At 39.4% G+C, this 25,423-nt stretch carries 21 protein-coding genes; 16 read left to right on the top strand and 5 right to left on the bottom strand.

The features are described 5' to 3' along the window. The first annotated feature begins 209 nt into the window (after positions 1–209). A complete protein-coding gene (locus LC090_RS05405; RefSeq protein WP_226655985.1) occupies positions 210–644 on the top strand; it encodes a MarR family winged helix-turn-helix transcriptional regulator in 435 nt (144 codons plus the stop codon). A gap of 58 nt (positions 645–702) precedes the next feature. Next, the gene (locus LC090_RS05400; protein WP_226655983.1) at positions 703–1,329 is read left to right on the top strand and encodes an FMN-dependent NADH-azoreductase; all 627 of its coding nucleotides are present in this window, start codon (positions 703–705) and stop codon (positions 1,327–1,329) included. A 63-nt stretch (positions 1,330–1,392) separates the two neighbouring features. Here LC090_RS05400 and LC090_RS05395 read toward each other — a convergent pair whose 3' ends face one another. Then, entirely contained in the window at positions 1,393–2,265 is an 873-nt protein-coding gene (locus LC090_RS05395) for a pirin family protein (protein WP_226655980.1), read from the bottom strand. Positions 2,266–2,688: 423 nt separating this feature from the next. Here LC090_RS05395 and LC090_RS05390 point away from each other — a divergent pair, with 423 nt between their 5' ends. The 6 genes from LC090_RS05390 to essA are packed head-to-tail and all read left to right on the top strand — an operon-like array spanning position 2,689 to position 12,538. Beyond that, the gene (locus tag LC090_RS05390; RefSeq protein ID WP_226655977.1) at positions 2,689–2,982 is read left to right on the top strand and encodes a WXG100 family type VII secretion target; all 294 of its coding nucleotides are present in this window, start codon (positions 2,689–2,691) and stop codon (positions 2,980–2,982) included. A 56-nt stretch (positions 2,983–3,038) separates the two neighbouring features. Then, positions 3,039–3,281: an EsaB/YukD family protein gene (locus LC090_RS05385; RefSeq protein ID WP_226655975.1), complete on the top strand. Its 243-nt coding sequence runs from the start codon at positions 3,039–3,041 to the stop codon at positions 3,279–3,281. A gap of 14 nt (positions 3,282–3,295) precedes the next feature. Further along, entirely contained in the window at positions 3,296–4,555 is a 1,260-nt protein-coding gene (gene essB, locus LC090_RS05380; RefSeq protein ID WP_226655974.1) for a type VII secretion protein EssB, read from the top strand. A 15-nt stretch (positions 4,556–4,570) separates the two neighbouring features. Then, entirely contained in the window at positions 4,571–9,025 is a 4,455-nt protein-coding gene (gene essC, locus LC090_RS05375; protein ID WP_226655971.1) for a type VII secretion protein EssC, read from the top strand. Next, a complete protein-coding gene (gene esaA, locus LC090_RS05370; protein WP_226655969.1) occupies positions 9,022–12,069 on the top strand; it encodes a type VII secretion protein EsaA in 3,048 nt (1,015 codons plus the stop codon). The genes essC and esaA overlap by 4 nt, the downstream gene beginning before the upstream one ends. Continuing rightward, positions 12,059–12,538 (top strand): type VII secretion protein EssA, encoded by a 480-nt coding sequence (essA, locus tag LC090_RS05365; protein WP_226655966.1) that lies wholly within the window; start codon positions 12,059–12,061, stop codon positions 12,536–12,538. The genes esaA and essA overlap by 11 nt, the downstream gene beginning before the upstream one ends. Positions 12,539–12,594: 56 nt before the next feature. Here essA and LC090_RS05360 read toward each other — a convergent pair whose 3' ends face one another. Beyond that, positions 12,595–13,617, bottom strand: coding sequence for a serine hydrolase domain-containing protein (locus LC090_RS05360; protein WP_226656599.1), 1,023 nt, complete (start codon positions 13,615–13,617; stop codon positions 12,595–12,597). Between the two features lie 235 nt (positions 13,618–13,852). Here LC090_RS05360 and LC090_RS05355 point away from each other — a divergent pair, with 235 nt between their 5' ends. The 6 genes from LC090_RS05355 to LC090_RS05330 all read left to right on the top strand — a co-directional run bounded on the left by LC090_RS05355 (position 13,853) and on the right by LC090_RS05330 (position 21,646). Then, complete coding sequence (locus LC090_RS05355) at positions 13,853–15,511, top strand: M4 family metallopeptidase (protein WP_226655963.1); 1,659 nt, start codon at positions 13,853–13,855, stop codon at positions 15,509–15,511. A 269-nt stretch (positions 15,512–15,780) separates the two neighbouring features. Next, positions 15,781–17,865: a T7SS effector LXG polymorphic toxin gene (locus LC090_RS05350; RefSeq protein ID WP_226655961.1), complete on the top strand. Its 2,085-nt coding sequence runs from the start codon at positions 15,781–15,783 to the stop codon at positions 17,863–17,865. Between the two features lie 33 nt (positions 17,866–17,898). After that, complete coding sequence (locus LC090_RS05345) at positions 17,899–18,408, top strand: membrane lipoprotein lipid attachment site-containing protein (protein ID WP_226655959.1); 510 nt, start codon at positions 17,899–17,901, stop codon at positions 18,406–18,408. Between the two features lie 48 nt (positions 18,409–18,456). Then, positions 18,457–18,876 carry a hypothetical protein gene (locus LC090_RS05340; RefSeq protein ID WP_226655956.1) on the top strand — a complete coding sequence of 140 codons (420 nt, stop codon included), beginning with the start codon at positions 18,457–18,459 and terminating at the stop codon, positions 18,874–18,876. 34 nt (positions 18,877–18,910) lie between these two features. Beyond that, positions 18,911–20,302 (top strand): vWA domain-containing protein, encoded by a 1,392-nt coding sequence (locus LC090_RS05335; protein WP_226655954.1) that lies wholly within the window; start codon positions 18,911–18,913, stop codon positions 20,300–20,302. 135 nt (positions 20,303–20,437) lie between these two features. Further along, the gene (locus tag LC090_RS05330; RefSeq protein ID WP_226655951.1) at positions 20,438–21,646 is read left to right on the top strand and encodes a PLP-dependent aminotransferase family protein; all 1,209 of its coding nucleotides are present in this window, start codon (positions 20,438–20,440) and stop codon (positions 21,644–21,646) included. Between the two features lie 75 nt (positions 21,647–21,721). Here the strand turns inward: LC090_RS05330 and LC090_RS05325 are convergent, their stop codons facing one another. Next, a complete protein-coding gene (locus LC090_RS05325; RefSeq protein WP_226655950.1) occupies positions 21,722–22,975 on the bottom strand; it encodes a VWA domain-containing protein in 1,254 nt (417 codons plus the stop codon). 128 nt (positions 22,976–23,103) lie between these two features. Beyond that, complete coding sequence (locus tag LC090_RS05320; RefSeq protein ID WP_226655947.1) at positions 23,104–23,598, bottom strand: lactoylglutathione lyase family protein; 495 nt, start codon at positions 23,596–23,598, stop codon at positions 23,104–23,106. A gap of 130 nt (positions 23,599–23,728) precedes the next feature. Here LC090_RS05320 and LC090_RS05315 point away from each other — a divergent pair, with 130 nt between their 5' ends. After that, positions 23,729–24,058, top strand: coding sequence for a winged helix-turn-helix transcriptional regulator (locus tag LC090_RS05315; protein WP_226655945.1), 330 nt, complete (start codon positions 23,729–23,731; stop codon positions 24,056–24,058). Positions 24,059–24,115: 57 nt separating this feature from the next. On the opposite strand, the gene rpiA is transcribed toward LC090_RS05315, so the two are convergent. Then, entirely contained in the window at positions 24,116–24,781 is a 666-nt protein-coding gene (gene rpiA, locus LC090_RS05310; RefSeq protein WP_226655943.1) for a ribose 5-phosphate isomerase A, read from the bottom strand. A gap of 211 nt (positions 24,782–24,992) precedes the next feature. Here rpiA and LC090_RS05305 point away from each other — a divergent pair, with 211 nt between their 5' ends. Continuing rightward, the gene (locus tag LC090_RS05305; RefSeq protein WP_226655940.1) at positions 24,993–25,409 is read left to right on the top strand and encodes a cbb3-type cytochrome c oxidase subunit I; all 417 of its coding nucleotides are present in this window, start codon (positions 24,993–24,995) and stop codon (positions 25,407–25,409) included. Positions 25,410–25,423: the final 14 nt, after the last annotated feature.

Here is a 25,423-nt window from a genome sequence, read left to right as displayed (position 1 = left end):
AAGCATTACATTAATCCCTTCAACTGATTTGTTAAATTATGTAACAAACTTTCACCAATATTTTCAAATATTGTGAGTTTTTATAACAACGTTAACTTGTTGTAAATGAAATAAGCTCGTTTCATTTCATCCATTGACTTTTTCAGCAACTATTTTTATACTTAATCAAGTAAATAGTATGTGTAGCAACTAAAAGGGAGAGTTCTCAAGTGAAGTTATCATTTCAAGAATATATTAGTATTCAAATTCATAAAACGGATCTCAACCTAACTAGCTTTATTAAACAAAAGCTAGAAGGATTTAACCTGGCACCTGAGCAAAATTTAATTATGCTGCTTCTCTGGGAAAAAGACGGATTAACTCAGAATCAACTAGCTCAAAAACTTGGTAAGGATAAAACAAATATCGCAAGAATGGCAACAAATCTTGAGAAAAAGGGATTTATAAAACGGATTACTCCTTCCAACGATCGTCGTTCTCTACAACTTTACCTTACTTCCGCTGGTAAAGAGCTCGGAGAAAAGGTCCTTCCTATTTCAGAGGAGTTCGATAAGATTGTATGCAAAGGCCTTTCCAAAGATGAGCTCCGAGAATTTGAAAGGATTCTTTCTAAAATTAATGAGAATGTACAAAACTCCAGATAAACTGGATGTTTCTCGTCTAATAGTTGCTATAACAACAAAATGATGGAGGTTTTATATTATGGCTAATGTTTTATTCATCAAAGCGAATTCACGTCCGATTGATCAATCGGTGAGTGTAAAGCTTTATCATACGTTTTTAGAAAGCTACCAGAAAGCTCATCCTAACGATACGGTTACAGAACTTGATCTATTTAAAGAAAATCTTCCTTATTATAATACCAATCAAATTAATGGGATGTTCAAGTTCTCTAAACAACTAGAGTTAACGGAAGAGGAAATTGTTGCAACTGAACAAGTAAACCATTATTTAAATCAATTCCTCGAAGCAGACAAGATTGTCATTGCATTTCCACTATGGAATTTTACAATTCCAGCTGTTCTGCATACGTATTTTGACTATTTGGGTCAGGCAGGTAAAACGTTCCGTTACACCGCTGAAGGTCCAGTTGGATTATTGCCTGAGAAAAAAGTTGCCCTATTAAATGCCAGAGGGGGCGTGTATTCCGAAGGTCCTGCTCAGGCTTCTGAAATGGCCGTTAATTATGTTAAAACGCTTATGAATTTCTGGGGCATTGAGGATACAACAAGTATCATTATAGAAGGGCATAACCAATACCCTGAGCGCGCTGAGGAAATTATTGAAGATGGTCTTAATAAAGCAACATCACTAGCAGTTGGCTTTTAATCTTTCCTATTAGAAAAGCCCCCTATCGTTTCTCTCGGTAGGGGGCTTCTCTATTAAATCCGATTAAACAGCAGGAGGTCCAAACTTCCCATTATGAAAATCACGGTATGCCTCTTTTATCTCTTCCATTGAATTCATAACAAATGGTCCATATTGAACAATATCTTCTTTAAGTGGAGCACCAGAATAGACTAAAATCCTAGTACGTCGGCTTTTTGAAGTAATCATCAGTTGACTTGATTGATTTGCATTTCCTTCTTCTTCATAAGTTAACGTGGCAACACCATGTTTTTTAAGATTCACTTTCTCTACTCCTAAATCCACTTCACCCGATAGAATGTAAAGAAAAGCATTATGATCTTCAGGAAGATGATGCGTGTAAGAAACGCCTTCTTCAAGGGTAATCTCTGCTAACGTAATTGGGACTAATGAGCGAAGCGGTCCTTCTTCCCCCAACTGATTGCCTGAATAAACCCTTATGGTTCCCCCATCAACATTCACTAATGGTGCATTTTCCCCATACACATTCTGATAACTTGATTCTGAAGTTTTTAAATCCTTAGGTAAATTCAGCCACAGCTGAAGCGTGTGAGCTATATCATCCTCTACGCCTTCTTCTGCATGCCTTGCTCCACCTCCAGCATTCATATACTGAACATCACCAGGCTCAAGAATTTCTCTAGCCCCGCCATTATCAATATGCTCTAATCTCCCATCAATGACATACGTAATCGTTTGAAAGCCGCGATGAGGATGGTCAGAAAAAGTTCCTCTTTTAAACCAATCCTCTGCCATCAGAATAAACGGGTCAAAATCAGCTGACCGATCCGGAGGCAGTACCCAACCTTTCTGAACAGCAGGGAATTGACCTTCTTCATATGACACATACCAATGATCTTTCACGCTTCTTTGAAAGAGTTGATTTGATGAAGTCAAGTATCTCCACTCCTTTTCTATTACTATTGTAAGAATAACACTTTTTAGTTGCTATAGCATCTATTAGGATCGAGCTTTCTAGAAAAGATAGTTGGCGCTAGATTAATTTAACGAGCAGTTCGTCTACACAAAACTCGCTAAACTCATAACGCTTAAGTTTATACAACATATCCATCTCATACTTCATAGGAATGACACCCTAAATTTCCATATCTTATATCATCAATCCATATTTTACATTTTTTATGTTTATTTATTGGGAATTAAGGGGTATTATGTCATAGTATATAAGTATCATTTTTTGACAATTGGTGCATTAAACCTATCAAGTTATTACAAATTATGCTAATTATATATAGGAAAGACTCATGCATATTTATAGGATTAATGCACGCATTACTAATTTAAGAGGAGTGATTATGAATGGCAGGTCAAATTCGCGTAACACCAGAAGAACTTATTACGATGTCTCAACGTTATCAAACAGAAGAAAGTAAAGTAGAGGAACAAATCGGGAATTTGGACAAAATGATTGCCGAGTTAGAAGGTATGTGGGAAGGTGCAGCAAGTCAGGCTTTTAGCGACCAATATCAATCTCTACGTCCATCTTTCGTGGACATGCAGCGTCTCCTTTCTGACATTTCTACACAACTAGCAAGCACGGCTAAATCTCTTGAAGATGCTGATGCACAAATTGCTAACCAAATTCGCGGATAAGCGATAATGAATTGATCGGGAGCGCTTAGGCGCTCCTTCCTTATGAGGTGAACAACATGTACATTGAAGTAACTGTCGATCTTCATCATTACAAACAAGGTCGCTTTCTTGATCTCAGGCTATCAAACTACCATTCAGTGAAGAAGCTTATAGAAATCGTATGCCAAACAGAACAAATCGATACTCCTCCTAATCAGTCTCAATGGATTCGCCTGGTGAATAAGCAAAAAGTTGTAGCCGCTAATGAACGTTTGATTGATGCTGGGATTATGACAGGAGATCGTATTGAAATACTTTGAAGGAGATCACTGCCATGTCAACTCAAGTGGAACCTTATCTTGAAAGCCAAATAGATGCAAAAATCATACATAAAAAAGAAGCGATCACTTTTCTTTTTCAGAAAGAGAAAATTAAGTTTGATGAATTAACAGAAATACATTTCCTAAGTGAAATTGATAGCGGAATTCCCAAAACAATCGATATGAATGAGGATGAAGTAAGCATCCGGCATAAGCTATCGCCTTCAATTTCTACGCTTCCAAACCGATTGAAGGAAATGAGTGAGAGTCATCGTCTTGCAAGTGCGTACCAACTAGTCCAAAAAGTGAAGGATCATCGCTATACGCGTTTGAACTTAATGGTTTGTCCAGATAATCTGGTGCTGGATCAAGGATTAACGCCATATTTTCTTCATTACGGTGTAAAAGAAAGCCTTCCGCCATATGAAGCAGATCCCGAACGCGTTCTTCAAGAAACCCGGGCGACTGTTGCCGCAATGATGAATCCAGCGCAATCATTTGAACAATATCTTTATTATTCTGACACGCTTACACTATCAATCGAACTAAAACAAGTGCTTCAAGCCAAAACCCTTCATGAGCTTCAGCCAATCATTCAATCACAAATTGAACACTTACATATGAAAGAATCTGAATTTATTAAAGTGAAGAAAAAGAAATGGAAAACAAGTCGGTACGTTCTTTTAGGTGTATCTATTTGCTTATTACCAGCTTTACTTTACTCCCTTTACTCGTTATTTCTTCTTCAACCAAAGCAGGAGAATATCGTTCAGGCACAGGAGAATTTTTTAACAAATGAATATAGTGAAGTGGTAAACTCGCTTCAGTCTTATGAGATTGATGACATTCCCAAAGTAACGCAATATCAGCTTGCACTCTCCTACATCATTAATGAATCGTTAACGGATGAACAAAAAGAGAGTGTACGTAACACGATCTCTCTCCAATCTGATCCAAAGTATTATGAATATTGGATTCATATCGGTCGCGGAGAAGCAGAACAAGCGTTAGAAATCGCTCGGTATTTGGAGGATCGCGACTTACTAATGTATGGCATCTTGAAGCGTAAAGAGCAGGTTAAAGCAGATTCAGATCTCGAGAGCGAGAAGAAACAGCAAATGATCAATGAGTTAGAGCAAGAATTTGAAGAATATGAAGCCGAAATAAAAAAACAGCAGGAAGCAGAACAAGAAAAAGCAAGTCAGGAAGAGACGAATAATGCGGACGCACAAGATGAAAAAAAGCAAGATGAACAGAAAAACGAAGAGAAGTAGATCGGAGGTGAACGAATGGAACAAATATGGGTGTTCTTTCGTGATACGTATCAAACGCTGGAACTAGATAGGGAGTCAAACCACTCGATTACAATTGGCACAAGTATCAATCACTCGTTTACCATCCCTTCTTCCCAAGCGGATGAACAGGTCTACTCGATTAGGCACAATGAACAAAACTACCAGTTACTTAAAGATAATCAAGAGATGATGACAATCATCCTAAACGAGCGTGCTACCTTTCAGTTAGGCGAAGAAGAAATTTCCATCATGATTACACCTAAAGCAACGAAACACGTATATTATGTTGGTGACCAACGAGAAATTACTCTTTCGAGAGCTTCATCAGATGTTCAAATGAAGCACCTACCTGAGAACGATAGCATGACCCTTTTCCATGGGAGGAAGCATTGGACAGCTACCGCTTCAAGTAAGACAATAGCTTATCATAATGGTTCACTTTTACATAGTAAGTCAACCTTGCAGGTCGGCGATGTACTTTTCTTAGAGATGATGACAGTATCATTATTAGCTGAGGATATGATTGAAATAGCTAGTTCCGTGTCCTTCGAAACCTCTCTCCCAGAGGCTTCGATTCCTTCTTCAGAAATGAAGAAAAAATATCCGAATTATCGTCGCACGCCAAGGATGATGTATGAATTACCGGAGGATAAGATCGACCTTTCCTTTCCTACTCAGGAGTCAGATCGAAACAACCGAAGCCTATGGATGATTATCCTTCCACCTTTAATGATGCTGATCGTGATGGGGTTAGTCGCCATTCTTATACCTAGGGGAATCTTTATTCTTATTTCAGTAGTGATGTTTGCAACCACACTCGTTACGTCAACTGTGCAATATTTCAAAGATAAAAATCATCAAAAAAAATCAAAAGCACGGAAGAAACGAATTTATAAAAGATATCTTGAAGATAAACGACATGAACTGCATGAATTGGCTCAAAAGCAACGTAAAGTGCTGACGTTCCACTTCCCTAGTTTTGAACACATGAAATATTTAACGGAGCAGGTTACCGATCGCTTATGGGAGCGTAACCTTGAGAGTCCTGACTTCCTTCAATTTCGTCTTGGAACAGGCACGGTTCCGGCAAGCTATAACATATCCGTTAATTCAGCGGACATGTCGACACGAGAAATGGATGAGCTTTTAGAAGAATCTCAGAATCTGAAGCAAGTTTACAATGAACTGCACTCTCTTCCCATTACCGCAAACTTATTTCAAGGTGCAATTGGTCTTATTGGAAAAGAAGCGGTTGTAAAAAATGAACTACATCAAATTATTGGACAGCTCGCTTTTTTTCATAGCTATCACGATGTTCGGTTTGTCTTTATTTTTCATGAGGAAGAATATGCGGAATGGGAATGGATGAAATGGTTACCGCACTTTCAAATGCCTGGATCATTTTCAAAAGGGTTTATTTATAACGAGCAAACCCGAGATCAGCTCCTTTCTTCCATCTATGAAATGATTCGCGAACGCGATCTAGAAGAAGATAAAGAAAATCTACGTTTTTCACCACATTACGTATTTGTGGTTTCGAATCACAACTTAATCTCGGACCATGTCATTTTAGAGTATCTAGAAAATGAGCATACGCATCTTGGCCTTTCAACGATTTTTGTTGCTGAAGCAAAAGAGAGCCTGTCCGATAATATCCATACGCTCATCCGCTATATCAACAAAAATGAGGGAGATATTCTTATTCAAGAGAAAAAAGCAGCCGAAATCTCATTTGAACTAGATCATCACAAACAAAATGAGAATGAACGCTTTTCTCGAATGCTTCGGACGCTAAATCATCAGCGAGGCATTACGAACTCAATTCCTGATAAAGTGTCCTTCTTACAAATGCTGAATTTAGAGGATATTGACGAACTACCTATTTCAACTAACTGGGTGACGAATCAGTCATCAAAATCACTTGCAGCACCAGTAGGACTTAAAGGACGACAGGATATTGTGGAATTAAACCTCCATGAGAAAGCTCACGGTCCCCACGGTTTACTAGCTGGAACAACGGGATCAGGTAAGAGTGAATTTTTACAAACGTACATTCTTTCACTCGCGGTTCACTACCATCCACATGAAGTAGCGTTCCTATTAATTGACTATAAGGGTGGCGGAATGGCTCAGCCGTTTAAACAAATTCCTCACCTACTAGGAACAATTACAAATATCGAAGGTAGTGAAAATTTCAGTACGCGCGCACTCGCTTCCATTAAAAGCGAACTAAAGAAACGACAAACCATCTTTGATCAGTATGAAGTGAGTCACATAAACGACTATACGGTTCTTTATAAAAATGGCATAGCAGATGAACCCATGCCTCATCTCTTTTTAATTTCAGATGAATTTGCGGAGTTAAAAACGGAAGAGCCTGAATTTATTAAAGAACTTGTCAGTGCAGCACGAATCGGTCGTAGTCTAGGCGTTCATCTCATCCTCGCCACGCAAAAACCAGGTGGCGTCATTGATAATCAGATCTGGAGTAACGCTCGCTTCCGCGTCGCTCTAAAAGTACAGAATGTAGAGGATAGTCGCGAAATTTTAAAAAACGGTGATGCAGCATCATTAACCGTGACAGGACGCGCCTACTTACAGGTTGGAAATAACGAGGTATACGATTTATTCCAATCGGCCTATAGCCGAGCGACGTACATGGAAGATACCTCAGATATGGAAGATGAGGTTGCTTTAGTTACTGACCTTGGTCTCGTTCCACTGTCAGAGCTTTCTTCATCAAAAGAAAGCAAGAAAAAGAAGCAAAGTGAAATTGAAGTCATTGTAGATAAAATCGTAGATGTCCAGCAAGAACTTGGCCTTAGAAGATTGCCAAGTCCCTGGCTTCCTCCACTCGAGAAGCGATTGTATCGTCATGATTTTGAATCAAACAAGAAGAAAGTTACTTTTGCTCTACTCGATGAACCAGAAAAGCAATCCCAATCACCATATGGTTATGAATTAATTAAAGATGGAAACGTTGGTATCTTTGGATCATCAGGGTTTGGGAAAACACAGACCATCCTTACAATCCTTATGAGCATCGCAGCAAAAAACACGCCGGAAGAAGCGCAATTCTATCTACTCGATTTCGGTAACGGCGGTTTATTATCAATTAAGAATTTACCTCATACGGGAGATTATTTCTTAATCGATGAGGAGCGTAAACTGAATAAATTGTTGAAGTTTATTCAGGAAGAATTCACGAAGCGTAAACGACTTTTTCAGCGCGAAGAAGTGAGCTCTATTACGATGTATAATCGTCTAAATGACAAGCCGCTCCCTCTCATCTTTATCACAATCGATAACTATGATCTCGTAAAGGAAGAGCTGATGGATCTTGACCCGCTGTTCACTCAATTTGCGAGAGACGGCCAGTCGCTTGGTATTTATCTCATCTTGAGCGCTACTCGTTTAAATTCGGTTCGTCAGGCGCTTATGAATAATCTTAAAACAAAAATAGTCCATTATTTATTAGATAACTCAGAAGCTTACACTGTTCTTGGGAGAAGTCCCTTCGCTCCCGAAGCGATTCCTGGTAGAGCCATTATGAAGAAGGAGAAGACACACTTCGGTCATATCGTGCTACCAGCTAGAGGGGAAGATGACTACGAACAGCTTGCGTCATTGAAAGAAGAAGTTCAAATGCTACAAGAGAAATACCGCGGTACAAATAAACCTGAAGCGATTCCAATGCTACCGAATGACCTTACTTTTAAAACATTCAAGACGTACATTCAAGCTTCTAAACCCAAAAATTTATTTCCAATTGGACTGCATGAAGAAACAGTGAAGCCCGTTTCTCTGTCCTTTACGCAGACATCCCATTGTCTTGTGCTAGGACAAGCCCAGAAAGGTAAAACCAATATGATGCGTCTTCTTACGCAGCAAGCCTTACAGCAAGAAGGGAATCACATTGCCGTATTTGATTCAATTGATCGCGGGCTTTTCCATTTAAAAGATGAGGAAAAGACAACTTATTTAGAAACAAAAGAACAAATTGAAGAATGGATTGAACAAGTGACAACTGAATTCAAGTCACGCGAGATGAACTACCAAGAGAGTATGAATAGTGGTGATACGCTGCCTGAATTCACAAGAGTCTTCCTCTTCATTGATGGTTATGGAAGATTTTCTCAAACGATTGGAAACCTTCTTCAGGATCGTATAACCGCTCTAATGAAAAACTATAGCCACCTCGGCTTAAGTATTATTGCATCAGGTAGTAGCAATGAATTAACGAAGGGCTATGACCCGCTTACGGTCGAGTTGAAGCAAATTCGTCAAATTATTTTATTGATGAAGAAATCCGATCAAACACTCGTTAATCTACCTTTTGACCGGAAAGAACCCGATATCAAAGCCGGTTTTGCTTATTATATACAAAGTGAAAACGCCCAGAAAATCCAAGTTCCACTTGTTCAAATAGAAAGGAAGGTACATGCGTGAAAGAGAAAAAAAGCGTCCTTAAACTCATTCTTGTCACAGCGATCATTCTAGTTCTTCCGCTTATTTACTTTACTTCTATTGGAGAGAATCCAATGAAGACAAAAGAAAGCGCCACGAAAACCATCGCTGTAATTAATGAAGATACAGGAACGGAAGAAGACGAGGAAGTCGTTAAGTTCGGAAATGACGTTCCTCCCCTTCTTAAATCTGATTCTGAATACAATTGGGAAGTTGTTGGACGGAGTGCTGGAGAAAATGGATTAAACAACCAAAAGTATGATGCCGTTGTGTACATCCCCTCCACATTTTCTGAGAAGATTCTAACGTACGATGAAAACCAGCCTGAGCAAACAAAATTACAATACACGGTACAAAATCAACTAAACGCCATTAATAAAGAGAAAGTATTGCTTGAACTCGAACAAGCAACAAATCGCGTCAATACGAAGATGTCTTCTCTTTATTGGAACTATGTTTCAAATGATCTTGTGAACATCCAACAAGAGTTTGATCAAATTGTAGAGAAAGAGAAAGCATTCCAGCAAACGATGCTTTCCTTTTATACGCCAAGTTCCAAAGATCTGGCCGAGCAGATGGAGCAGCAAGTCTCAATGCTCGCCAATCTTCAATCAACCTCAAAGAATGCTGAGGAACGTGCGGCAGATCAAACCGATACACTAGAAGGCTTTCAAGAAAATCTAGCAAACTTTGTTACTTATACAAATGACTATCGTGAGTATCAGCAGAAACAGCAAGAAGTTCTTGAACAAATTCAGGCTGATTCAGTCAATTCGATTTCACAGGCTACTGAAATGCCTCAGCCAATGTTTATGAACAACAAAGAATTGTTCGAAGGAAAATCTGAAAGCGTTCTTGAAAACATGTCTCAGGTAGAAAATCAGATGATGCAGCAGCAAGAAATGTTTGCTGGTCTAAAAGAACTTCGTTATGAACAGGTTGAACGCCAGGTTAACGATTTCTATACGCTACAAGAGCGAATTCTTAACTATTATCAGCAACTAAAAGACTCCATGATTTTAAATGAACTAGAAGGTGAAATCGCGACGCTTAGTAATCAGCTCGGTGATGGAGATGAGATTATCATTCCTGATGATCCTGAACTTCCTGAGGTCCCTGAAGATCCAGAAGAACCCGCTGATCCAGAAGATCCAAGTGAAAAAGAAGATCCAACCGAAGACCTTATGAAACTTCTAAAAAGCTTACAGGATGAAGAGCCCCCTGTGATCGATGAAGATGGAGAAACAAACGGTCCAACGCCAGTTGATTTAAGTGCAGAACGGAATGAGCTATTAGCGATTGCTCAGGAAATTGTTACGTTACAAGAAACGTTGATTGCGCTTAAAGAACCAAAAGTAGAAGATCTACAAACTGCATCAACAACGTTATTAACGCTTAACGACCGAATCAAGCAAACCGAACAACAGTTACTTGCTAAAGAAGGCGGCGACAACCCTTTAGATGGCGAATTAGAAGAACTCCAGAAACTAGTCGACACCCTAACAAAAGAGAATAAGAGTTTACTCGAACAAATTGAAGAGTTAACAATGGAAGTTGAGAAGCTAACGAAAGAAAACGAAACGCTCTCTTCTCAAAAAGAAACGTTAATGGAACAGGTGGATGTGTTAAAAGAATCAAATACTGAGTTGAAAGATTTACTCGTGATGGTATCTGATAAAATTTATCGCATTTCCTCTGGAATTAATGAAAAGGAAAATGCGATTTTAGCATCACCCGCTTTATCACAAGCTAGAAAAGATACGCTATCCGTTTATTTCCAGCGTCCAATAAAAGGAGCGAATTTAACGGATGTTCTTCAGTACTATGCTTATTTAGACAGATATGAAGCAACGCTCAATAGCATGCTTTCAAAAAACAACGTGAAGGAAACCGTTCTACAGGACAATGATCTTCGTGAAGAAGTGAATAGCATGTTAGAACTAACGAACAATGAAGAAGGTCAATGGGACGCCATTGGAACTCAAGTTCCTAAAACGAGCGACGCCCTCATGACGTTACAAGATGATTTCACTGTCTTTTTAGCAGACTATAAAAACGTACTCGACACACAGCAAACAAAATTACTTGAAAGCTTGAACGGAATTGAAGAAGAAGCTGGCAACGTCTTAAGTCAAATGCAGCAGTCTCAGCAGCAAACCCCTGATGAACCAGCTCAAGGGACACAAATTATTAATAATCATGACCAGGTTAAGAGTCAGATGGGTTCTCTTTATGAATGGATGGACTCAATTGAAGATAGTCAATCTGAAATTCTTTCTTACACAGATGAACTTCAATCTCGAGTAGCTGAAGTGCAGACAGATGCTAACACACTAAATAACAAATGGGAAACGAACGTAGCTTCAACCCTTATGATTCGAGATGATGTCTTTAATGTCATGGGAAATGCCTTTGTAGATGGACAATCAAATGATTACGTTTATGAATTCCTTGCTACCCCAATTGATGTAACAGGAAGCGTCTTTACAGATAAGAAAGACACGAACCTTCCACCAGTAGTGATTTTATTCATTATTCTCTTAAGCAGCTTGTTAATTGGTTATGCAAGCTACTATTTCCAGCACGGTCCATGGTGGTTACAAAGTATTTTATTCTTAATGCTAACAAGTATCGTTGGGCTTGTGATTAGCCTCTACAGTTTATCGATTTATCCATTAGGAAACGATCGTTCTATGGAATGGACCATTTTTACGATCTTACTACTATTAAGTTGCGCGGCGCTCATTCGGGTAGCCTTTATGAGTCACCATTTAATTGGATGGCTCGTTACCGTTGGCCTTGTCGCACTGTTTGTAACACCTTTACTTGCTCTTTCAACACCAAATTTCAGCTTTACTGATCCAATGTCTCGCGTGTATATGTCCATCCAGAATAGTACACAAACGCTATTCTCCGAAGGTGCGATGATTTTATCCGCGATTTTGATTGTCCTGATTATTCTTCAATATGCTTTAAACAAACGATCATGGACACAAATAAAAAAGGATGAGGCTCATGAAGCCTAAATTAATCGCACTGTTCACTTTGATCTTCCTCTGCTGTCACATCGTTCCAGTAGCAGCAGAGGTAAACACAGATATTAATGAGCTATTACCAAATGAATATAAAAAGAACAAATTCAAGAAAAATACTGACTTAATTCATGATTCATCGAACACGAAAGAAATGGAAGAAATATCGGAAGAACAGCAGACTATTTCTTTTACTGGAGAAAAGGTTTTTAATCCTGATGTTACTCGAAATAAATTATTTCTTTCAATGAGTCATGAAAACAGTACGATTAAAGATAAAGCTGAAAACCTCAACCTTTTCTCTGCATCAGAGACGGCAGCTTTTACATCAACTAACTCAGAAGAGAACGAAACGACGTCAACCTCTTTTCAGTTCTTAATTGGAATTTTAATCGGTGTATGTTTTATCGTTCTGATTATCGTGTTGGCGATTTATAATCGCTTTTCATCATCAAAAAGCTAACAGCTCATCAAAAAAGCAACGGCCTATTTTATACAAGGACCGTTGCTTTTGTCGTTTTACGTATCGATTAGGTGTAGCACCTCTTCCATTTCTTTCATTACTCGATAAGCTCCATCACTATGATTAGAAGGAATCGCAAGTTTACAACCATTATCCGGATAGTATGCGGAATGGAAACTAACGCCCGGGTCATACCCCATGACATGGTATTTTACGATTCGTTTGTTTCGAGTGTTCATCCACATCCCGTAACCATAACTGACCCCCTCTTTTACATCCACATGAGGAGTGAGCAATCGACCTAGAGAACGCTTACTTAATAATCGGAAATCGTTTAGCGCCTCCCAAAATTTCACCATATCAGGTGCTGTCACATATGCCCCCCCATCAGATCCACCGACAATCGGGATAGCATATGTATTCGTTCGCCAAGAGCCGTCATCCTCATCCATATAGCCAAGTGCTGTGTTTTGAGGGAGACGATCTAAAGAGAAATAACCTGAATCATTCATGCCGGCAGGCTTAAAGATGTTTTCTTCAATATAACGTTGAAAACTCATTCCAGTTTGTTGCTCGATAATTAAACCTAGCACGATGTAACCCGCGTTATTATAATGAAATGCCTCTCCAGGCCGTGCTACCATTTCATCATATTGAAACAATGGCAGAAAGTGCTGAAGACTTTTTAGTAGATACATTGGTGTCTTCTTCCAAAGATCTTCGAAGTCTTCCATAACATCCTCATCAAAATAGTCCGGAATACCCGATGTATGTGTTAACAGTTGATGAATCGTAATGTTCTCATGGAAGTGAGGAAAAGCCACATTCAGACAGTCACTTAGCTTCGTTTCAAACGATAATCGTTCTTTCTCTACTAATTGAGCAATCCCTATTGCTGTAAACAGTTTGCTGCCTGAGGCAATCCCAAACCTCGTATTCACCTTATTTAATCGCTCTTCTACACGATTGGCATAGCCAGAAGCTTGGTTGTATTCTTTTTCACCTTTCTTAACAAAAATAGAACCTGAAAAACCATGATCTCTTATTATCTGGTCAAGAACATTTTCTTGAGAAAACAACTCCACTCACACCTCTTCTCATTTTTTCACTAAACTTTAACCTTCTACTAAAAATCCCCATTCCCTTTTCTATTCGGAGAATTGAGATTAGTGAAGTTGTTACTCGCTTCATCAATAGTTCAATATGACCATAAATTCTAATTTTTCAATATTTTAAGATAATTACAATGACTCATGAGATAAACGTTACTTCATCTTATAATTGTTAATAGATTACATATTAGGAGGAATTTATTTGAGAAAAAAGTTCATTGCCCCACTTGTTGTGACAACTGCTTTAATTACCGCCTCACTTCCGTATCATAATGTTCTAGCTGAACAGCCTACTCATCAAGTGGAAAGTCATGTTGTTAAGCAATGGAACGAGAAAGCAAACGTGCCCCTATTTGTAAAAGAAAAGCAAGCAGTTAAACGTTCTTCCACTTCTGCCGATGATGCCCTAAATTATCTGCAACAAAATAAAGAAAGAATGATGATTAAAAATCCTAAAGCAAACTTAAAAAAGAACAATTCCGTTAAAGATGAGTTAGGCATGACCCACGTTAGATTTAATCAAACAAAGAACGGTGTACCGGTAGAAGGCGCTGAGATTATTGTTCACTACAATGAGGACAATGAAATCACTGTCGTAAACGGGGCTTATAATGAAGAAGTTGAAGTAAGTAAATTCGATACATCTCCTACCCTTTCAACAGAAGATGCCTTGCAAGTCGCAAAATCTTCTACAAGTGCTCCTTCTAACTTAGATCAAGTTCCTACTTCTGAGTTAGTGATCTATCCTTTTGAAGGTAAAAATCATCTTACCTATAAAGTGAATGTAAACTTCTTAGGTGATGAACCCGGTAACTGGTTTGTGTTTGTTGATGCTACTTCTGGTAAAGTTGTTGATCAGTATAACGCCATTATGGATGCAGGACATTATACAACCCAAACCGGAACAGGCACAGGAGTTCTTGGCGATCATCGCCTTCTCCACGTGACAAAAAGCAAAGCTGAAAAAGAAGGCTCAATTTTTCAACTAGCTGACTATAGTCACAATGGATTAGAAGGAATACTCACCTATGATTACTCAAAAAATTACCTCGATTTATTTTCAAATAACAGTGCTGCGTTTAAATCTGAATTTGCTGAGCCTGCTGTTGATGCTCATTATAATTCTGAACAAGTTTATGATTATTATTTAAGTGAGCACGGGCGTAATTCACTTGATGACAAAGGTATGCCGATTCAATCGGTCGTTCACTATGGCGATAATTACAACAATGCGTTCTGGAACGGAACTTACATGGTTTATGGCGACGGCGATGGTGAATTTTTCATCCCACTTTCAGCGGGTCTAGACGTTGCTGCACATGAAATGACACACGGCGTCACGTCCAACTCAGCTAATCTCATTTACCGTTTCCAATCAGGAGCGTTAAATGAAGCCTTTTCGGATATCTTTGGTGCATTAATCGATGACTCAGACTGGGAGATTGGAGAAGATATAATGGCACCTGCTGCCGTTGCGGATGGACGCACCTCTCTTAGAAGCTTAAGTAATCCTAGTAAATACCCAGTGGGTGCTGCTTATGTGCCATATGGAAATGGTGAAGGAAAATATCCTTCTCATATGGATGAATTCTACGACCTTCCAGCTAGCCTAGATAACGGAGGAGTCCATATCAATTCTTCCATTATTAATCACGCTGCTTACCTAACTGCCCAAGACATTGGACGTGAGAAGCTTGGACAAGTTTATTACCGTGCTCTGACACAGTATCTAACACCTACATCGGACTTTAGCGCTGCCCGTAAAGCTATTGTGCAATCAGCCGCTGACCTCTATGGTGAAGGTAGTGCTGAAGTTGAAGCAGCTAAAGGTGGATTTGATTCGGTAGGAATTATGGAATAGCAAGATTCATAAAGAACAAGCATGAAGAAAAATTCTTCATGCTTGTTTTTTTTATACGACCATCCTTCTGTTTTACAAAAGAGGTTTCAATCTATTAAACCAACCTTTAAACTAGATAGTGAACCCCTGCAGTGAAAGAATCGGTACTACATCAGCTCCTCGTTTTTATAAATAAATCAAAATGTAAAAAGATGGGTTAACATCCATTTTTTCAGGGTAAAAAAGCACTAAATAAACTGACAATTCCATAAAAAAGGGGCGGTAGATCAGTGAAGCTGTTACATACACAATCTTTGCGTAACGCGATTGAAGAAAACACCACAAAACTTGAAACCCAAATGGAGCAATTTCAAAACCTCGAAACTAGTATTCACGATTTTATTAGTCTAGAGAATGCCTTTGATGGAAAGGGTGGAAAAGCCATTCGTCTTTTCTACCAAGACTGGCATGTTCCACTCGTTGAATACTTCCAACTCTCATTAAAGCAATACCAGCAAAAACTTTATGACCTAAAGCAAGCAACGGTAGCATTTGAGCCTGCAAAAGATGGGATGATACGTGAAGATTTTCTCGACGGAAACTTAATGAATGGTTTAATAAATACAGAGACAAATACAATTAGTATAGTAGATGATGTGAATGCTAGCCTTTCAACTGTAAGTGATATTGTATCAGTCCCAAAACTAAATGATCAGGATTTCCTAAACCACGTTCAGCATGCTAGAAATGACATTGGTGTAACCATTCACGATTTGCAACAATTTGACCATCGTCAAACGTCTCATCTAGATGAACTGAAGCAAGACATCCAACAGATCACACAATATATTAATGAAATGAAAGGCTTAATGATCGGTGGTAAAATCAACATCTCAACCTATCAATCCGGCCAATTAGATCATCTGATGCAGTACAACCAGCTTAAAGTCTCACTAGAGCAGAAGCAGTTACAAGAAATGCTATCGATGTTCGGGAGTTATTTGACGACTTTTTGGAATGTGTTCGGTAAAAGCTTCATCTCAAGCTCGCCTACTTATTCTTACAAGCTATTAAAAGGATATGAACGAGATTTTGTTGGTCTTGCTGAGCTAAGTGGATCAGATCATCCTAATGCTCAAGAATTTGTCGATGGTACTCACCAGGTTGCCAAAGGAAAAGAAATGGATTTATCAATGCTAGATGAAATGGATGGCGTTGCAATTGAGACTTTCAATTTGCGCGGCGTTCCTATGAATTATGCCATTATCAATGATCGTCTCGTTATTTTTAGAAATGAACCAGATTTGTGGTATTACACGCAGAACACGGAGTATGGCTTAACTGAGGAGATTTTCGGCCAGATTGGCAAAACCACCGCCAGTGCCTTTGGTGAATACTTTATTGGAAAAGGCGCGGGGAAAATTCCTGGTGCTTCCGCATTAAATAACAAAATGGGGAACATGCCAGACATTCCAGGAACTGGCGCCAATTCAGGAGATTTACTAAAAGAACAGGCATCGGAATCCATTCAGAAGCAAATCCCTTTCTGGAAAGAAATTGTTTCAGCAGAAGTACCAAAGTCTGGTACGAAACAGGTTCTTGTCTATATTGGAGGAGATGGCGAAAATTGGGATCGCCGCGCGATGATCACAATGAGCCCTGATGGAGTTGTTTCAATTGATGATTGGTATGTTGGTGAACTCAGTGAAACCGTGAAGAAAGACAAAGCGGAAACAACCTTTAGTGATTTATGGAACTGGGCAACTGACACCGTTGATGAAAACAATAGTACGAAAATAACCGAGACGCAAAAGGAAGCAATCAACAAATACGGCTTATCAGAAAGTCAGGAGCTGACGCCTGGTGGTGGGTATGATCTTAATCAAATCCAGAATGATGAAGGCTTAACGATTCATACGACGACCATTGATGAACAGCCAATTAATTACACAGTGGTTGGAGGAGACCTCGTTATTATTCCTGACAATCCTGACCTTTATTTTTCTCAAACGACCATCGATCATAATGCGTTAACTCAAAACATGGGAGATTACGCAAAAAAGATTGCAGAAAGTGCCGGTAATCGAGCTATAAGTGAGGCTGTCGGTCGCGTTCCTGGAGCCGACAATATTGATGGCTGGCTACAAGGAACTCCTGAAGTGCCTTTAACTGGTAAAAGTGCGGGTGAATTAATCACAAGTACCTCTTCAAAAACACTTCAAACGAATATTCCAGGGTGGGAGAAAATCGTCAATGCACCAGTCCCATCTAGTGGCGAAAAGCAGGTCCTTCTTCAAATTAGTAAAGATGGAAAAGAAATTAACGGCACAAAGCTTTTCTATTTAAAAAAGGATGGAACAGTAGAGCTAAGATAAGGACAAACCAATTTAAATCAGGAGAATTTACTTATGAAAAAAATCTTTTTCTTACTACTTACACTTTTTATCGTAGGCGGATGTAATGCGAATGGGCAATCTGCTGAAGATGAGTTCAATGAATACAACAATGAAGATCGCATTGCCCTTTTTGAGAAGTCCGAAAAAATCTCAGATATGGGAGCAAAGCTGATTGACAAGTATTCGGAGCCAGAAAAAGCTCAAACTTACGTGGATGAAGAAATTCTTCCCTTGCTAAAGGATGTAAAATCCCAGGCTGATAATGTTGATAAAAAGCTTGAAACGAATGAAGTTCAGGAACTTCATCAACTGTTTCTTGATCAGGTTACTACGTTATCAGACATGTTCGAGCTACAGTCCGACATGCTTGAGCTTCAAATCCCTCCCGTTAGTGAAGAAGATCAACAAAAAACAGAAGAACTGTACCCAGAGCTTCAACAATTATCTGATGAGGTTGATCAGATCGGACAGAACTATAGTAAAAAACGGAAAGAGCTAGAGGAAAAATATGAAAGTTCATAAGTGATCGTTTCCTGCGAAAACGGTCACTTATACATAGAGGATTTTAACATGACATTTATCTTTCGGATCTTAGCATCCTTCCTATCAGCCATTAGCATGTCTACCCTATTAAACACGTCTTTTTATTTCTTTGACTCTGAGAAAGCGAAATTGGTTTTCTCAGATATCATGCTATATGCCTACTTGATGCTACCATTTTTTCTGTTGATCGGGATACCCGTCTCTATTTTGATTGACTGGTATTTAACGAGAAAGAGGAAGAACAAGTATCTTTATCACATTCTTTCTTATACGATTGTTGGAATCTTTCTTTCCTTTGTCCTTCTATTGATATTTTTAGGTGGACAAATTGTTGAGTGGTTCATCTGTTTCAGTATTCTTATTGGCTGTGCACTAGTATATTTTCATTTCCTATTTCTTTTAAAAAAATGGTTTATCTTTTATAAAAACATCCCTCTAAAATCGTAGCTATACCATCTCAAATTGAATAAGGAGAAAATAAATGAAGTATCGAACGTTTATGATTTGCATCCTTATATTTATCCTAACGGCGTGTAGCTCAAATAATGAAGCTACTCAGGAGGAGCCGTCTGCTCCTAAGAAAGAAAGCAGGGAATCAAACAACAAACAGCCTATAATCAATGAAGAGATTCATCTATCCGTTTCGTTGGATTCTCTTAAAAATATGACAGGTGGCACACTCACAAATGATTTGAACTATGAAGACGATGCCGCGAAGCTTAAAACAAATCACGAATTGCCTTCAGCATTAGCAACAAAACTACCAGATGCTTTAGAAAAACTATCAAAAGAAGCTAAGGATATGAAAGCATACCAACAGGGCCTTCTCACGCTTCTCTCAAGTCCAAACTACCCCGCGGCCATTGACAAGGCAGAGAATTATGAACCTCCTTTTGAAGAGCCATATCTCCCAGATCCCACTGTTCAGAAAGAGGAAGAGAATCAGGAAGCTCCTAATAAAGCGATTGTTTTGCTAGACGCAAGCTCGAGCATGCTGTTAGAGAGCAACGGTGAACAGAAAATGACGACTGCTAAGAAAGCTGTCAAAAGCTTTGCTCAAACGATTGGAAAATCTAGTGACATTTCGCTTGTCGTTTACGGACATAAGGGCTCTGAAGCAGATGAAGATAAGCAACGCTCCTGTTCAGGGATTGAGGAAGTCTATCCGATGGGATCCTATGATAAAGCTGAATTTCAGGAAGCCGTGAATGCATTTGATAGTAAAGGCTGGACACCTTTAGCTGCTGCCATTGAAAAAGCAGATAAAATGAGTCAATCTTATGACTCAGCGACGACAATTTACATCGTCAGTGATGGAGCTGAAACCTGTGATGGTGACCCGGTAGCTGCCAGTGAAAAGTTAAGTGCCAATGGCAACACAGTTAACATCATCGGTTTTGATGTGGATGCAGAAGCGGAAAACCAGTTAAAGGAAGTGGCTGCTGCAGGTAACGGAGAATACTTTCAAGCAGACAGTCCAGATGACTTAAAGCAAACGATTGAATACGAATGGCTACCTTCTATAGGTGATCTTGCCTGGGCCCATACGATGGCTCCCAATGGATGGGAAATATCTGATGAATACAAGAAAGCAGAACAAGCGCCTAAAGAAATGCGTTCCATTTCAAGACGTGAAGCCTTCCGAATCGATGAATCGATCAGAATCATGGAAGAGAAAGAATGGATCACAGAACAACAAGCAACCGAATTGAAAGATTGGAATAATGAGAGAAGAAATGCCTTCTTTGAACTCGATCAAAAGCTTGGAGAAGTAAATCGCGACAAAGTAAATGCACAGGCAGAACAGATTCGAAAGGATATTCAAGCTTGGGTTGAAAAGATGGAAAAACTGAAAGAAGAGAGCGGGAATTGATTGGAAAAAGCATCTGCTATGTTTGTAGATGCTTTTTATTGTTCGAAGACGATCTATCTACACTAGCCTTTCAACGCATTAAAATGCTATAATGACAATATTTTAAATATTAAAACAAAGGAAGGCGTTTTGGTCATGAGGTACGGATTTGCTAAGCGAGTACAGCATCTTCAATCATCTGCGGTACGAGATATCCTAAAAATCACGAATAAAGGAGATGTTATTTCATTTGCGGGGGGATTACCAGATGATGAACTTTTCCCTGTAGAAGCCGTACAAAATGCATTCTCAAAGACATTTGAGTCTGGCGGAAAAGCATTTCAATACGACGCGACAGAAGGTTATGCCCCGCTTCGTGAAGTGCTTGTCGATCGAATGGGTAAGAAAGGAATCGCTTCACGCGTAGATGATATTATGCTCACTACCGGCTCTCAACAAGCAATCGATTTATTCGCCCGGGTCATGTTCAACCCCGGTGACATCGTTCTAACTGAAAACCCTACCTATCTTGCAGCTGTTCAGGTGTTTCAATCGTATGAAGTAAAGATTATCCCGGTTGAAACCGATGAGCATGGAATGGTCCCTGAGGATCTAAATTATAAAATGAAAAAGTACATGCCGAAGTGTGTGTACGTTGTCCCTACTTTCTCCAATCCAATGGGGAAGGTATGGTCATTAGAAAGACGACAGCATCTCTTAGAAACGGCCATTCGAAAGAAAGTGATTATTTTTGAAGATGATCCTTATGGTGAGATCAAATTTGATAGCAGCCAAACGTACACACCAATCTCGGCATTAGACGATGGCTCGCACACCGTCTACACCAGCACCTTTTCTAAAACGGTGGTGCCTGCGTTACGAACAGGATGGATTAAAGGACCTCATCAAATCATACGCATCATGGCACAAGCAAAGCAAGCGGCCGATTTGCATTCAAATTCTCTAGCCCATCATGCGCTCTACCACCTTTGCACCGATTTTGATTTGAACGGTCATATTCAAAACTTAAGACGCACCTATTATGATCGAATGAAGGTAATGCAGCGTTTGCTTGATCAAGCGGAGCTCCCCGGTCTTTCCTATACCGTTCCTAAAGGTGGGATGTTCTTTTGGGTAGAATTACCGAAAGACATTGATACGACCCTTTTATTAAATACAGCTGTAAGTAAAGGGGCTGCCTACGTTCCTGGCGCACCTTTTTATGTAGCAGATGCAAAGCAAAATACAATGCGATTAAATTTCACGCATTCAACTCAGGATAAAATTGAGAACGGGATGAAGATTTTGGTTGAGGTGTTTCAAGAGGCAGCCTCTATGGAGCATGACTATCAAAGGACTAACTAAAAAGAGCCGCTATGGCTCTTCTTCGTTAGTCAGAGGGAGAATACAATTCCTACATTCTTTTATTCGTACCGTAAGTTATTGATTTACGATGATCCCTCTCTTTTTCACTTCTTTTAACCAGGTGGGATACTCATTAAATAGACGATTGTATAGCTCCTCGTCGCTCACCTTATCTAAATCATCAAACGGGAAGAAATCAGCGTTATCTACGACTCTACCAGGCAAGTCATCTAGTTTCTGTAAGATACCATAGTTCGCTTTCCCAATCCCGATAAATTGCCAGAAGATATTTTTACTGGAGGCTTTCTTTAGGAGCGAGGAAATCTCGGCATCCTTGTAGATCCCTCCGTCGCTAAAGAAAATGACATAGGTTGGCATATCGTCGCGCGGTTCTTCTTTTGTGTATTTTTTCATAATGTCTTTTATAACAGCCGGTTCGTTATTACCGACTCCTAACCCTCGAAAGAACTTTGGTGCAGGATATGTACGCTTCACATAATCTTCAAAGTCATTTTCTGTTACACTTGGCGCTCTCATTGAACGATCTCCAAAAAACCAGACGTCGAGTACGCCATCATCATCCATATAGGCTGCAACAGCTAGTGCTCGTTCGAATGCTCGCTGAACGGTCCCTTTTGAGAAAAGGTTCGTCATCGATCCAGAAGCATCAATTACAACGGCCACCCTTGCTTTCTCATGCTCAATGTTTTTCTTTTGTAAGGAAATCACAACTTGCTTCTTCAGTAAATCGATTTTCGTTAAATTGATTTTAGGAGGCGCCTGCTTGACCTCTACTTCAGCCAATTCCTCATCCTCTACTGTTACACCATGCGCTTCGGCGAGTGGCTTTAACCCTCCGTTAAAACCTCTTCCTACTCCCCGCAACTTAAATGTTCCTTTATAACGATATAACTCTGCAACGACTAGCGCTTTTTCGTCTTTAGCGTCAGTTACATCATAACGAATTTCTGTTGCTTCAGATGAAGCGACTAACGTGCAACCCTCAACGTCTTGAAATGTACTCGCCCCATCAATCGTGGCAGTAAAAACGCATTTTTCAATTTGAGAAGGAAGTTCGTCTAAATTGATCTGAAATGAAACCGACTTATCATTCAACTGCTGAAACTGAACTGCGCGTGAAGGATCAGCGGATTGATTATAGAAAACCATGTAATCATCATTCGGAACTTTTCCATTCTCTCCTACTAAAAAACACGTGATGTCCACATCGTGTAACGAACGAAACCATTCCATTTTCACCTCAACCTGACCTTCTTGAGCTATTGGAGCATTGCCACCCGTTTGGAGTGCAAGTGATTGTACAGTCATCTTATTCCTCCCTATAATTGGTTTATGGTCCAATTATAGCAAGAAAACACAGTCTAAATAGGGAGATATCGAAACATCTAATCCAAAAAAAGAACCAAGAGAATGTTTCTCTTGGTTCACAACATGAATTAGTAAGCTCCATCAGAATAAGTAAGCTCATAGCTATGAGAATAAATCTCGAAAATGTTGCCAAATGGATCTTCTACATAGACCATGCGATATGGTTTTTCGCCAGGATAGTACTCACGGATAGGCATACGTTGTTTCCCACCATGTTGCACGATTTTTTCAACCATTCCTTCAACATCAGGATCCTGAATACAGAAATGGAAAATGCCTGTCTTCCAATATTCGAAGTTGTTTTCTGGCTTTTCGTTTTCTGGAAACTCAAACATTTCAACACCAATTTTATCTCCTGTTGAGAGGTGAGCAATTCGGAATGTATCCCAGTCGTCGCCAAAGACGTCACGGCACATTTGACCGATTGGAGAATCGTCATTTTGCACATCAGACGGCTCCATTAAAATATACCAACCGAATACTTCTTTATAAAATGTAATCGCCTCTTCAAGGTTTGGGACAGATAGTCCGATATGAGAAAAACTTCTTGGATATGGTAACATAGTTTTGTACTCCTCCTTAGTAATTATGTTCTGACAACACACGTTTATTATACGGAGAACAAAACCATCGTGTAAGACCGCACTTTTTTGTACGATACTAACCAAAAGGTAAGAAAGGAGTCGACCCAACATGACTTCTCCAGTCGACCAAAACGGAAAATTAAAATGCTCGATTGAATATACATTAAAGAAAATCGGTGGCAAATGGAAAACGGTGATCTTGTGGCACCTCAGTGTGGATGGCAGTTTTCGCTATAATGAATTACGTCAGTTACTACCAGGCGTCACACATAAAGTAATGAGTCAGCAGTTAAAAGAACTAGAAGAAGAAGGCTTCATCGACCGCAAACAACAGAGTACCGTCCCTCCAAAAGTGGAGTATTCCATTACGGAAAAAGGAAAAACATTGATGCCAATTTTAGAGCAGATGCATTTGTGGGGGACAGAAAATCAAAAATAATAAGTGCCTGGTCCTCCTTACTAGTTAGAGGAGGACCAGACACCAGCAATGGTCATCTTATTTTGAAATCTCGTAAACCCCCTCTGCACTTGCCACTAATGCCTTTGTAACAGCCCTCGTAAAAAGGGATACGTCAAGTACACCCGGTATTTCTTTCAGACTTTTTTCAAGTTGGACACTATCCTGCCCTTCCTCAAACCACACATCAACTAAAAAGTTTCCATAATCGGTAACTGTATAGCCATCCTTCGCAGAACTTGAACGCACTTCTGCTTTTCCACCCATCCCTCCCAATTTCTTTAATACAAATGCTAGTGAATCCTGCAAAATCTCCAGCACGACTGGATGCTGATAAGTTAACTCCGGCACAACTTTCGAATCATCAACAAGCAAAATATAGTCTTTTGCCATACTAGCAATGAGTTTTTCCTGCGTATGAATGCCTCCACCGCTTTTCAGTGCATGCAACTTCTCATCAACCTCATCACACCCATCAAAAGCCACATCTACTTCATCAACCGCACACGTTGGCAGCACCTCCAAACCCTGCTTTACACATAAAAGTTTTGTTTTTTGCGAAGGAGTAATGACCTTTACATTTAAGCCTTGTTCTTTAATAAATTCAATCAAATACCCAATTGTACTGCCACCGCCGAGACCGATGATGGTTTCATCTGTTATGTATGCTAGCGCTGATTTGGCACATTTTTGTTTCAAGTTCATTTTTGACACCTGACCTTTTTTTCAGAGTTTACCTTCCTATAAGAAAGCGAGCTTTTGTTGGTTTTATTGTAACAAAACGAGAACTCAAAAGTTTGAAGGACAAGGTTATTCACGTAAAATTGATGGATTAGATCTTCATCATGCTCGTCATAATCCTGTTTCTAGCGATATATACTTAAACGGGCTATCAAACCTATATAGGAGGGATTCAATGAGAATGGGAGTATGGTTTCTTAAATTGGCAGCTCTTTATTTCCTAATTGGAGTGAGTATGGGGTTATTGATGGAGATGATGGAGGATCACAGTTTGGCAGGTGCTCACGCTCATATTAACCTACTAGGTTGGGCTTCAATGGGCTTGTTTGGATTTATTTATGTTCTATTCCCAAAAGCTAGTGAAACACGTTTAGCCAAACTTCATTTCTGGCTTTATAACTGTTCATTCCCTCTATTTATGCTTGGGCTATCTTTCTTCCTTGCCGGCAATACTTCCCTAACCGTTCTGCTCATGATCTTTCCTAACCTTCTTGTCCTAAGTGTCATCCTGTTTGTTATTAACATGTTTTTAAATGTGAAAGAAGAAGACATTGCTCACTTGATAAAAAAAAATGAAAACACGTCACTCTAATTCTATTCAGACGT

It is taken from the genome of Guptibacillus hwajinpoensis, assembly GCF_020524165.1.
In the GTDB taxonomy this organism is placed as follows: Bacteria; Bacillota; Bacilli; order Bacillales; family Guptibacillaceae; genus Guptibacillus; species Guptibacillus hwajinpoensis_D.
Note: the sequence above shows the minus strand (reverse complement) of the source record. Positions and strands in the feature narration are given on the sequence as shown.